The 12,190-nt window shown below is 62.6% G+C and carries 9 protein-coding genes; 1 reads left to right on the forward strand and 8 read right to left on the reverse strand.

The features are described from left to right. Window positions 1–83 precede the first annotated feature (83 nt). Window positions 84–1,199 (forward strand): Gfo/Idh/MocA family protein, encoded by a 1,116-nt coding sequence (locus BFP89_RS21220; protein ID WP_065887418.1) that lies wholly within the window; start codon window positions 84–86, stop codon window positions 1,197–1,199. Window positions 1,200–1,253: 54 nt separating this feature from the next. Here the strand turns inward: BFP89_RS21220 and BFP89_RS21225 are convergent, their stop codons facing one another. The 8 genes from BFP89_RS21225 to praA all read right to left on the reverse strand — a co-directional run bounded on the left by BFP89_RS21225 (window position 1,254) and on the right by praA (window position 12,110). Further along, complete coding sequence (locus tag BFP89_RS21225) at window positions 1,254–2,957, reverse strand: AMP-binding protein (protein ID WP_065887419.1); 1,704 nt, start codon at window positions 2,955–2,957, stop codon at window positions 1,254–1,256. A gap of 31 nt (window positions 2,958–2,988) precedes the next feature. Next, window positions 2,989–4,287, reverse strand: coding sequence for an acetyl-CoA C-acetyltransferase (locus BFP89_RS21230; protein WP_065887420.1), 1,299 nt, complete (start codon window positions 4,285–4,287; stop codon window positions 2,989–2,991). After that, window positions 4,280–5,188 carry a MaoC/PaaZ C-terminal domain-containing protein gene (locus BFP89_RS21235; protein WP_065887421.1) on the reverse strand — a complete coding sequence of 303 codons (909 nt, stop codon included), beginning with the start codon at window positions 5,186–5,188 and terminating at the stop codon, window positions 4,280–4,282. The genes BFP89_RS21230 and BFP89_RS21235 overlap by 8 nt, the downstream gene beginning before the upstream one ends. 3 nt (window positions 5,189–5,191) lie before the next feature. After that, a complete protein-coding gene (locus BFP89_RS21240) occupies window positions 5,192–6,535 on the reverse strand; it encodes a 3-oxoacyl-ACP reductase (protein WP_065887422.1) in 1,344 nt (447 codons plus the stop codon). Between the two features lie 154 nt (window positions 6,536–6,689). Next, window positions 6,690–9,215, reverse strand: coding sequence for an acyl-CoA dehydrogenase (locus BFP89_RS21245; protein ID WP_065887423.1), 2,526 nt, complete (start codon window positions 9,213–9,215; stop codon window positions 6,690–6,692). A 233-nt stretch (window positions 9,216–9,448) separates the two neighbouring features. After that, window positions 9,449–10,858 carry an outer membrane protein transport protein gene (locus tag BFP89_RS21250; RefSeq protein ID WP_065887424.1) on the reverse strand — a complete coding sequence of 470 codons (1,410 nt, stop codon included), beginning with the start codon at window positions 10,856–10,858 and terminating at the stop codon, window positions 9,449–9,451. Between the two features lie 126 nt (window positions 10,859–10,984). Further along, window positions 10,985–11,488 carry an alkane oxidation protein activator PraB gene (praB, locus tag BFP89_RS27860; protein WP_163003387.1) on the reverse strand — a complete coding sequence of 168 codons (504 nt, stop codon included), beginning with the start codon at window positions 11,486–11,488 and terminating at the stop codon, window positions 10,985–10,987. A 118-nt stretch (window positions 11,489–11,606) separates the two neighbouring features. Further along, window positions 11,607–12,110: an alkane oxidation protein activator PraA gene (gene praA / locus BFP89_RS21260; protein WP_065887425.1), complete on the reverse strand. Its 504-nt coding sequence runs from the start codon at window positions 12,108–12,110 to the stop codon at window positions 11,607–11,609. Window positions 12,111–12,190: the final 80 nt, after the last annotated feature.

A 12,190-nucleotide genomic window follows, 5' to 3' on the forward strand; every position in this document is an offset into this window, starting at 1 on the left:
ATTTTTATTCCATCTATTGAATTTTGAGAATATTTATTCCATTAATACGCCTCCTGAAAACAATAATGCAAAGGACCACGGCGATGCGTGAACTCGGAATCGGCTTGATCGGCACAGGCTTCATGGGGCGCGCCCACGCGCTGGCGTTCAACAACGCCCGGGCGGTCTTCGAACTGCCGGTCACGCTTGCACTGGCGGCGCTGGCCGATGCCGACGCTGAGCGCGCGCAACGCTGCGCCAGTGCCTGGGGGTTTGCCCAGGCCCATGCCGACTGGCAGGCACTGATCGACGACCCCAGGGTCGATGTGGTGGCCATCACCACGCCCAACCACCTGCACTACCCCATGGCCATGGCCGCGATTGCGGCGGGCAAGGCGGTGTATTGCGAGAAGCCGCTGGCGGTCAGCCTGCAACAGGCCGATGCGATGCGTCGCGCGGCCAGCGCGGCCGGGGTGGTGACGCGCGTCGGCTACAACTACCAGCACAACCCGATGATCGTACTGGCGCGACAGATGATTGCCAGCGGCGAGCTGGGCGAAATCATCAGTTTCCAGGGCGAGTTCAGCGAAGACTTCATGGCCGATCCGGCCTCGCCCTGGTCATGGCGCTGTGAGGTGGAACACGCGGGCGGCGCGCTGGCGGACCTCGGCAGCCATTTGCTGTCGATGGCCCATTATCTGGTGGGCGAAGTGGTCAGCGTGTGCGCCGATACCCAGACCGTCCACGCGCAACGGCCGGCCTTCAAAGGCAGCCTCGAGCTGAAATCCATCGCCGTGGATGACCAGGTGCACGCCCTGCTGCGCTTTGCTAAAGGCGCGCGCGGCACGGTCAGCAGCAGTTGGCTCAAGCACGGCTACAAAAACCACCTGAGTTTCGAAATCAGCGGCACCCTGGGCACGCTCGCGTTCGACCAGGAGCGCTTGAACGAACTGCGCCTGTGCCGCGTCGGCCAGGACGGTTTCCAGCGTCTGCTCGCCGGCCCCGCCCTGCCCGGTTATGCCGCGTTCAGCCCGGCGGCGGGGCATCAGTTGGGGTACAACGAGCTTAAGACGCTGGAGGTACAGGAGCTGATCATGGCGCTGGCGGGGCAAGGTGGCGATGGCACTGATTTTGAAGCGGCGTGGGCGGTGGAGCGGTTGGCGACGGCGATTCGGATGGCTGCTCATGAGGAGCGCTGGGTAAAAGTGGGCACGGTTTGAAAATGTGGGAGGGGGCTTGCCCCCTCCCACATTTGGTCTGCGTCACCTTCAGTATCAGCGCAGGGCTCGGCGTAGCACCTTGCCGACGGTGGTTTTGGGTAACTCCGTGGTGCGAAACTCCACATACCTGGGCACTTTGTACCCAGTCAGGTATTCCCGGCAGTGGGCGAGGATCTGCTCCTGGGTCAGCTTGGGGTCCTTGCGTACCACGATGATCTTGACCCGCTCGCCGGTCACGCCATCTTCCACGCCAATCGCCGCCACTTCCGCCACCCCTGGGTGCATCGCCACCACGTCTTCGATTTCATTGGGGTACACGTTGAAGCCCGAGACCAGGATCATGTCCTTCTTGCGGTCCACCAGGCGAATGTAACCGCGTTCATCCATCACCCCGATATCACCGGTGGACAACCAGCCATCGGCGTCCAGCACTTCGGCGGTTTCCTTCGGGCGCTTCCAGTAGCCCTGCATCACTTGCGGCCCGCGCACCTGCAATTCGCCCGGCTCGCCGACTTCGGCCAGTTCACCGTCTTCACGCATGAAGCGCACCCAGGTCGACGGCAACGGCACGCCGATGCTGCCGGTGAACGCCATTTCGCGCATACGGTTAATGTCGATGGGGCTGATGCTCACCACCGGTGAGCACTCGGTCAGCCCGTAGCCTTCAACGATCGGCAGCCCGGTGACCTCTTTCCAACGCTTGGCCACGGCCGTGTGGGTGGCCATGCCTCCGGCGATCACCAGGCGCAGGTCGGAAAAGTCCCGCGCACAGAATTCCTTGTTCTGCAGCAAACCGTTAAACAGCGTGTTGACCCCGGCAATCCCGTTGAAGCGCTCCTTGCGCAGGATCATCTGCACGCGTTTCACGTCCCGGGGATTGGCGATGAGGATATTGCGCCCACCCAGGCACATGAACATCAGGCAGTTCACCGTCAGGGAAAAGATGTGGTACAGCGGCAGCAGGGTCACGTTGGTTTCCTGCTTGTCCTGGTCCAGTTGGTCGCCAACCCAGGCCTTGGCCTGCAACAGGTTGGCGATGATATTGCGATGGCTGAGCATCACGCCCTTGGCATCGCCGGTGGTGCCGCCGGTGTATTGCAGGAAGGCCAGCTCATCGCGGTCCAGGCTGACCGGCAGGTACATCAGTGCCCGCCCCTGCTTGAGCACCTGATTGAAACGCAGCGAACCTTGCAACCTGAAGGCCGGCACCTGCTTTTGCACGCTGCGCAGGATGAAGTTCATCGCCGCGCCCTTGAAGGTGCCGAGCAGGTCGCCGATGGCCGCCACCACCACGCGCTTGACGCTGCTGCCGGACACGACTTTTTCCAGGGTGTGGGCGAAGTTTTCGAAGATCACCACGGTCTCTGCGCCGCTGTCCTTGAGCAGGTGCTTGAGTTCATGGGCGGTGTACAACGGATTGACGTTGACCACCACCGCGCCGGCCAGGATCGTGCCCAGCAGGCAGATGGGGTACTGCAAGCAATTGGGCATCATCAGCGCGACACGGTCGCCCTTCTTCACCCCCTGTCCCTGCAGCCAGGCGGCGAAGGCGTGGCCCTGGGTGTTCCAATCGGCGTAGGTCATTGGCGTGCCGATGCTGACATAGGCCACGCGCTCGCGGAATTTTTCCAGGTGCTCCAGGAACACTTCGCGCAATGAGGGGTAATCCTCGATGGCCGCATCGATGTCCGCCGGCACGCCGGGCAGGTAGGCGTTCAACCAGATGCGTTCGGTCTGTTCCAGGCTGATGGCGTTCATGGCAGTGTCCTTATTGTTGTTGTGGATGAGGCTACTTTTCGACGATGGCGGTGATACCCAACCCGCCCGCCGCACAGATCGAGATCAACCCGCGACCGCCACCGCGCTCATGGATGGCCTTGGCCAGCGCCGCCAGTTGCCGGCCACCGGTGGCGGCAAACGGATGGCCGCAGCCCAGCGAGCCGCCGTTGACGTTCATTTTGCTACGGTCGATAACGCCCAGCGGCGTGTCCAGGCCCAGACGCTCGCGGCAGTAGTCCGGGTCTTCCCAGGCCTTGAGCGTGCACAGCACCTGGGCGGCGAAGGCTTCGTGGATCTCGAAGAAATCAAAGTCGGCAAAGCCCAGGCCTTCGCGTTTGAGCATGCGCGGTACGGCGTAGGCCGGGGCCATCAGCAGGCCTTCGGTGCCGTCGACGAAATTCACCGCCGCCGTTTCGCCGGTGCGCAGGTAGGCCAGCACCGGCCAGCCATTGGCCGCGGCCCACTCTTCACTGGCGAGCAGCACCACCGAGGCGCCGTCGGTCAGGGGCGTCGAGTTGCCGGCGGTGAGCGTGCCGTTGTGGCGGTCGAAGGCCGGTGCCAGGCCGGCGAGTTTTTCCAGGCTGATGTCGGCGCGCAGGTTGTTGTCCCGTGCGAGGCCCCGATGGGGGCTGATCAGATCGTCAAAGAAACCGCGCTGATAGGCCGCGTCGAGGCGTTGATGACTGGCAAGGGTCAACTCATCCTGGGCCAGGCGCTTGATCTGCCAACGCTTGGCCATTTCCTCGCAGTGCTCGCCCATGGACAGGCCGGTGCGTGGCTCGCCATTGCGCGGCAGCAACGGCTTGAACAACATCGACGGACGCACCTTCAACAGGGTCTTGAGTTTATCGCCCAGGCCCTTGGCCCGATTGGCCGCGAGCAAGGTGTGGCGCAGGGATTCATTGATGCCGATGGGCGCGTCGGAGGTGGTATCGGCGCCCCCGGCTATGCCCACTTCGATCTGGCCGAGGGCGATTTTATTGGCCACCAGCAACGCGGCTTCCAGGCCCGTGCCGCAGGCTTGCTGCACATCGTAGGCGGGCGTCTGCGCGGACAATGTGGTCGACAGCAGTGACTCACGGGCCAGGTTGAAATCGCGCGAATGCTTGATCACCGCCCCGGCGGCGAACTCACCCAGGCACTGGCCGTGCAGGTTGTAGCGGTCGACCAGGCCCTGCAGTGCGGCCACCAGCAAGTCCTGATTGGTCTCATGGGCATAGACGGTGTTGGAACGGGCGAACGGCAGGCGATTGCCGCCGATGATCGCCACGCGTCGGCTCGGGGGCGGATTGAAGCTGTATTCACTCATGCAAGGCTCTCATTCCAGGCGATTGATCCCACATAAACAACCCGCGCATATGCGGTTTGTCGCCGGCGACACTGCGCACTTCGAACTCGCGCAGCGGGCCGGTCACAGGGTGACTCCACAGGGCGACCTGGCCGGGCAGGAAGATCGGCAACTTGAAATCGCAATGGGCTTCGGCGCGGTCCAGCCCACCCGGTGGCTGCTGGGCGGCCAGCGCCCGGCCCAGGGTCCACATGCCGTGGGCGATGGCGCGGCGAAAGCCGAAAATCTTCGCGCCCATGACCGATGTATGGATCGGATTGAAGTCTCCCGAGACCTTGGCAAAGCGGCGCCCCAGGTCGGCGGGCAAGACCCAGCGCTGGGTGCGCAGCAAGCCCTCTTCCTGCAACGGCAGTGCATCCACCCACAGCTCCCCGACGGGATTTTTTACCTCGCGGCGCAGGTACAGGCTGTCGCTTTCCCACACCAGGGCCTCCGCGCCGTAGGCACGGGTGGCGATGCTCAACGCCTGCCCCTTGGGATGGGCAACCCAACGTTCGCAAAACACTTCCAGGCGCAGCGCCTGACCTTCATGCAAGCGTTGATGCTGGCGAATGCGATTGGCCAGGTGCACCATGCCGCTGGCCGGGTACGGAAAGCTGGGGCGGGTCAGCAGCATCAAGTGCAGCGGGAACGCCAGCACATGGGGATAGGACAGCGGCACGCCCTGCTCGCGGCGAAAGCCACAGGCGCGACCATAGGCGGTGATGGCGGCGCCCGACAGTTCCACCGCCGGCCGCACCAGGCGCTCCCTGGGCAATGGCGGCGCGGCGTCGGGCTTGGGTTTGCGCAAACCGCGCACGCCGTCGAGCAACAGTCGAGTGCGCGAGGGCGGCGGGTCGATAATCTGCGTTACATAGTCCATGGCTCAGGCTCCCAGCAGGCTTTGGCCGCACACCCGCACTACCTGGCCAGTGATTCCACCCGAAGCGGGATGAGCCAGCCAGGCGATGGTCTCGGCCACGTCGATCGGTTGCCCGCCCTGGGACAGGGAATTCATGCGCCGCCCGGCTTCGCGGATCATCAGCGGGATTTTCGCGGTCATCTGCGTTTCGATAAAGCCTGGCGCCACGGCATTCACCGTTACCTGCCGCGCCGCCGCCTGCGGGGCCAGGCCCTGCACCAGGCCGATCACGCCGGCCTTGGAGGTGGCGTAGTTGCTCTGCCCGAGGTTGCCGGCAATCCCGGAAATCGACGACACGCACACGATGCGCCCGCCAGGGTTCAGGCCCTGGTTATCCAGCAGCGCCTGACTGAGCTGCAACGGCGCTTCAAGGTTGACCGCCAGCACACTGCGCCAGGCAACTTCGGTCATTTTGGCGATGGTCTTGTCGCGGGTAATCCCGGCGTTGTGCACCACCACATCGAAGGCGCCGTACTGGCCGACATGCGCCTGCAATAACGCAGCGGCATCCGCGGCGGTAATGTCCAGGGGCAGCGCCGAGCCGTTCACACTGTCGGCGGCCTGTTGCAGCGCCAGCTGGGCCTGGGGCACGTCGACACACACCACATGGGCACCGTCGCGCGCCAACACCTGGGCAATGGCCAGGCCGATACCCCGCGAGGCACCCGTGACCAGGGCGCGCCGGCCGGCGAACGGCCTGTCCCAATTAACACTCAGCGCGTCGTCCAGCGGTTTTTCCAGGCGTACCACTTGCCCCGACACATAGGCCGAACGACGCGACAGAAAGAAGCGCAGGCTGCTGTCCAGCGCGTCTTCGGCGCCGGGCGCCACGTAGATCAATTGCACGGTAATTGCCCGGCGCAGCTCCTTGGCCAGCGAGCGCGCCAACCCTTCGAGCGCGCGCTGGGCGACGGCCTGGGGCAAGTCCTGGCAGTGTTCCGGCGCAGTGCCGAGCACCACCACCCGCGCGTGTTGGCCCAGGCGCTTGGCATTGGCGTGAAAGAACCGGTAAAGCTCGTCCAGGTGCTGCGGGTCGGTCACGCCGGTGGCATCGAAAACCGCGCCCTGCACCTTCACCGTGGACGGCGCCCTGAGAGTGGCCGGGGTGGCGGCGACGGTATCGGTGCTGGTGAAGATGCGCTGCACCTGCTCCGCCAGGCGCCCTGCCCCGGCGAGGATCACCGGGTTGGCCAGCCCCTGCTGGCCACTGCGGTGGCGTTGCAGGGGCAGAGGTTGCGGCAAGCCGACGGCCTGGGCCAGACGACGGCCCCAGGGGGAATTGACGAAAGAAAGGTAGCTGTCACTCATAGGGACACTCACTCACAACACAAATCCTTGTTTGTAAATCCGATCGAATGTGGGAGGGGGCTTGCCCCCGATAGCGGTGTGTCTGCCCCCACAGATGCCCCAGGTAGACCGCCATCGGGGGCAAGCCCCCTCCCACATTGGGGCCGCGTTCGGGTTAATTGACCGACGCATTTTCGCTTTGGCTGGCGCGACGCTTGGCGGCGGGCTCCAGTGCTTGCTTGCGCTGTTGCAGGGCCTCCAGCAAACCGAAGTCCTGCGGGAAATCGTCGACCTGGATAGCGTGGTCGGCGTATTCCACATAGCGTGCGAGCAAGGCCTCTTCGTCGTCGCTGATCAAATCCAGCGCCCGCGCCTTGACGCGCCAGTCGGTAAAGGCCACGGCGGAAATCGGCATCGGCTCCAGCAGGCCTTGCTTGATGGCGGGCTTGAGCCGTGCCTCGATCAGCTCAACCTGGGGCAACAGGCGCAGTCCCAGCTCGCCATAGGCCAGCTTGTCGATTTCCGGCCGGGGGATGTAGGAATTGGCCAGCAGCCGGTCGCGGGTCTCGCCGGGGACCTGCACCACATCGGCGACCTGGGCCAACAGGCGATCCGACGGTTTATGCAAGGGAATGCCGAACGGAAAGCTCAAACCGCGCAGCACCCCGGCAGCGACTTTCGAGGGGTAATTGTCGAGCACTTCAGCCAGGGCTTCATGGGCGCGCAGCAAGGCATCCTGGGCCGCCCAATGCACCAGCGGCAGGTCCGCCTGGGGCCGACCGTCATCCTCGAAGCGCTTGAGCACGCAGGACAGGATGTAGAGCTGCGAAAGAATATCGCCCAGGCGCCCGGTGATGCTTTCCTTGCGCTTGAGGGCACCGCCCAGCACGCCCATGGAAATGTCCGAGACCAGCGCCAGCACCACCGACAGGCGATTGGCCTGACGATAGTAGGACGCCAGCGCCGGGTCGGTCTTGGCCGGGGCAGACATCAACCGGCCACCGGTCAATGCATGCACCGCCGCACGCACGGTGTTGGCCAGGACAAAACTCACATGGCCGAACATTGCGCTGTCGAACGCCTCCAGTGCCTTGCGCCGATCCGGCTGGCGCGCCGCTTCCATCTCGCGGAACACATAGGGATGGCAGCGGATCAGGCCCTGGCCGTAGATGATCAGGCAGCGGGTCATGATGTTCGCGCCTTCCACCGTGATGGCGATGGGGCTTTGCTGATAGGCACGGGCCAGGAAGTTGTTGGGCCCCATGCAGATGCCCTTGCCGGCGACGATGTCCATGCCATCGTTGACGATCATGCGGGCGCGCTCGGTGACGTGGTATTTGGCAATGGCCGAGATCACCGAAGGTTTCTCACCGGCATCCAGGGACGCCACCGACACCTTGCGCACCGCGTCACAGGCATACAGGTGCCCGGCCATGCGCGCCAGGGGCGCCTGCACCCCTTCGAACTTGCCGATGGGCAGGCCGAACTGCTTGCGCATCGCCGCGTAGGCGGTGGTGCCACGGACGGCGACCTTGCCCAGGCCGACGTTGGCCGACGGCAGCGAAATCGCCCTGCCCGCCGCCAGGCATTCCATCAGCATGCGCCAGCCGTTGCCGACTTGTTCGCGGCCGCCGATCACCCACTCCAGCGGAATGAACACATCCTTGCCGGTGGTCGGGCCGTTCTGGAACACCGCATTCAACGGCCAATGGCGCCGACCGCTGTTCACGCCCGGATGGGAGGTGGGAATCAACGCGCAGGTAATGCCCAGGGAACCGGCGGCACCGAGCAGACCGTCCGGGTCTTCGGCACGGAACGCCAGGCCCAGCACCGTGGCAATCGGGCCGAGGGTGATGTAGCGCTTGTCCCAGGTCACCTTGAACCCCAGCACCTGCTCACCTTCGTGCAGGCCTTTACACACGATGCCCACGTCGGGAATTGCGCCTGCGTCGGAGCCGGCATACGGGCTGGTCAGCGCAAAGCACGGGATGTCCTCGCCCCGCGCCAGACGCGGCAGGTAGTAGTTGCGCTGGGCGTCGGTGCCGTAATGCAGCAACAGTTCGGCGGGGCCCAGGGAGTTGGGCACCATCACCGAAATGGCCGCCGCCGAGCAGCGGGTCGACAACTTCATCACCACTTGGGAGTGCGCATAGTGGGAGAAGCCCTTGCCGCCGTACTGCTTGGGAATGATCATGCCGAGAAAGCCCGCGCCCTTGGTGTACTGCCAGCCCTCGGGGGACATGTCCTGCCACACTTGCGTGGTTTCCCAGTCATTGGCGATGTCGCACAGGGTTTCCACTTCGTTGTCGAGGAACGCCTGCTCTTCGGCACTCAGGCTGGCCGGTGCGGCTTGCAACAGGCGCTGCCAGTCAGGCTTGCCGCTGAACAGCTCGGCGTCCCACCACACGGTGCCGGATTCAATCGCCGCACGTTCGGTATCGGACATCGCCGGCATGATCGTACGAAACAGCCCCAGGGCCTTGTTGGTCAACAGCACACGGCGCAGGGGTTTGATCGCCAGCACCAGGGCCGGGAGCAGCACAAGCACCGCCGCGACGGTGATGCCGAATGCGGCTACTGCGTTAAACAGATAACCAGCCGCCAGCCATACCAGGCCAGCGCCCAGCCACAGGGTGGCGGCGGCTTGTCGATACGCCAGGGCAATCGCTGCGGCGAAACCCACCAATGACCAGATAACCATGGGATACCTCTACTTGATCCAGGGCGTGACACCTGCGGCCGCTCGGATTGAGCGACGGCTCAGGTCCACACTACAAACTTGGAAAGACAAATTCAAATTTTGTTTTGAAATTTTTATTTAATGCTTTGGCGAAGAAATAACGGGCTGAGCGGGTCAGCCTGTCAAGTCATCAACGGGTTGTATCAGCACTGCCTGCGCGACCTGTCCAGCACAGGTCGCGCGCCATCAACCGATCAAAACGCGTAGGTCGCCGAAAGGCTGACCACCTCACCCTTGGCGTCGGCTTTACCGTCAAGGGTTGCCCCGCCCAGGCGATCCTGGTTGTGCGTCCTGAGCTTGGCCTTTTCGACGAATTGCCGCGAGTAGGCGCCGTCGATGCTCAAACCGGGAATCGCGCGGATGTTGTAGCCAAAGCCCAGGGAGGCGAATATCCGGTCTCCGTCAGGGATACGCGGGTCACGCGTAGAGTTGCGGGTGGGCGTCTGGTCGGTGGCGACACCGGCGCGGAAGGTGAAGTCGTCGGTGAATTTGTAATCGCCACCCAGCGACACCATCCAGGCATCCTTGTAGTTATAGGGAATCGACACGAGCTGCGTGCCCTCGGACTTCAATGTCAGCGCCTTGAACGACGACCATTGGGTCCACGTGACGCTGGCGCCCAGGGTGAGGCGATCATTGAACTGGTGCACCCAGTCGATGGAGGCGTTGGCGGGCACGTCCAGTTGTGTCGAAGCCTTGGCGCCGTTGACGTTGAGGTCCAGTCCCGGATAAGCCAGCGCCGGCAGGCCGCCTTCGATCAGTGACTTGTTCGCCTCGTCGGCATACAGGTTGTACTTGCCTTCGAGCTTATTCTTGATTTTCGCGTGGTAATTCAGGCCCAGGGTATCGAATTGGGTAGGCTTCCAGACCACACCGGCAAACCAGCCGACCGAGGTGTTGTCCACCTTGACCCGCATCAGCGAGGAGCCGACTCCGGAAGGGAACGGGAGACCGATCGCCGGCGACAGGGCGGCTGCGGAATACAGGTCCAGATTCTGGCTTACAAAACCTTTGGTGTGCTGGACGATGGCACCGCCACCCACCGAGAACTGGTCATTGACCTTGAACGACAGGGAGCCTGTGACACCCACCGTTTCAATGCGCGTATCGACGGCAAAGTCGCGACCGATCCAGTCTTGATCCCACGTGGTGCGCGCACCCATCGGCACCACCTGACTCAGCCCGAATGCAAAACGGTCGTTGATCGGTATCACCATGAAACCGGTTGGCAACCAGGCGGTAAACCCGCCTTGCCCACCATCGCCGGTGCGCGGCGTGGAACTCAAATCCGTAGGGTCGACCGCCGCAGGTGCGTTGCCCGCGTAGTCCGTGGCCGTGCCCTTGTATTTAACGTTGATGCGCGCGTAATCAACGGTAAATTGAGAAATCGTATGGTCGATGAACGCCATGCCGGCCGGGTTGTTGTAGGCCGCGGAAGGATCATTCTGGAACAGTGAGCCACCCCCGAAGGCGCGCCCCCACCCGGGAGCACCGAAGGTCGGCGTGCTGAAACCGCCAGCGTGTGCGGGTCCCGTTGCCGTGATAAGGCCGCCGAGAATTGCCAGGCTCAACAACGTACGCGCCTGTTGCTTTTTATTATTCATGCTCCACTCCTTATTGTTTTTATCCTCCGAGATCGGTTGTCCCGACCTGGCCTCCCGCAGCCAGTGCCCCTTGCGAGGCACTGGCGTGTTTCAACGTGTGATCATCACGTCAAACGCTCACGGCCTTTATGGGGTAACGGTAAAGGCCGGGCTTGGTGTAGCGGTCAGAGCGGTAATTTTGCAGTTACCAACGGTTTGTGTGCTTGGCACCTTCAACTGGTTGGTGGAGTTATTGAAGCCGACATTGATGGTCACAGGCGAAGCGGAGCAATTGTTGAGAATCTGGAAATTCACGCCCGACACCGTACCGTTGAAGGCATCAGGGCCACCGCTTGCCACGTTCAATGTCCACGGCAGGCCCAACAACTTGGGTACGCCACACAGCGAGTTGGAACCGTTGACCGTTGCGCCGGTGATCGAAGCGCTCGAGCCATCCGCCGCGACGGAACCGGTGAAGGCGATGTTGCAGGTCACCGGCAGGTTCAGGGACGCGGGCGAGGTAACGGTAATCGAGCCCGATGTGGAGAACGCCGTGCCGGCAGGCGCGATAGTGGCAGCGTTGGCCACCGACACTGCACCAAGGCTCAGGGCGAACGAAGTTGCACAAACGAGGGTTTTCAAGCTTTTCATTATTTTGCCTCACATGTAATGGCGAATTATTCGCCTGGGGTAATGACCATGAACACGAAGCCACGGTTAAAACTGCAGAGCTTCGTATTCCAGCCAAATTCAGTTAAATCCGACAACCTTATTCAACGACTTTGAAATCAGGCGGCATCTTGATTGACACCGTTTTAATGATGCAGTCATCACCAATCGGTACATTGGCAGCCTGCAACTTGCCGGTGGCGTTATCCCACGTACCGACTGCGGTAGAAGGACCGCACTTGCCGCCCAGGCCGAAGGCATGCACATCCACGCTGATCTTCGACATCGAGCCGCTTTTTGTATCCTTTGCAATCAAGATCCAGGGCAAGTTAATAGCTTCGACCCGGCTGCACTTGAGTCCGCCATCGAACGCCACCTTGTCGATATTGACGGATGTCCCATCGGCCGCCACCTTGCCGGCCACCTTGATGGTGCAGTCGGCACTGATCAACGCGCCTTTGGAAAAGCTGATCGGGCCCTGGGCTGTAAACGCACTACCGGCAGGTTCGATACGGGCGGCCTGTGCCTGGTGACAGCCGATCAGGCCCAGCGCAGCCAATACGAAGTTAACGGTGAGCTTTATAGTTATAGGAGTTACTTGCATGTTTACGCCCTTCCCTTGAAATTATTTTTCGTTCGGGTAAACAACCGCCTTGCAACTAAACTAACAAACCATCGACGTAG

Origin of the sequence: Pseudomonas sp. 31 R 17 (assembly GCF_900004915.1) — a bacterium.
GTDB lineage: Bacteria > Pseudomonadota > Gammaproteobacteria > Pseudomonadales > Pseudomonadaceae > Aquipseudomonas > Aquipseudomonas orientalis_A.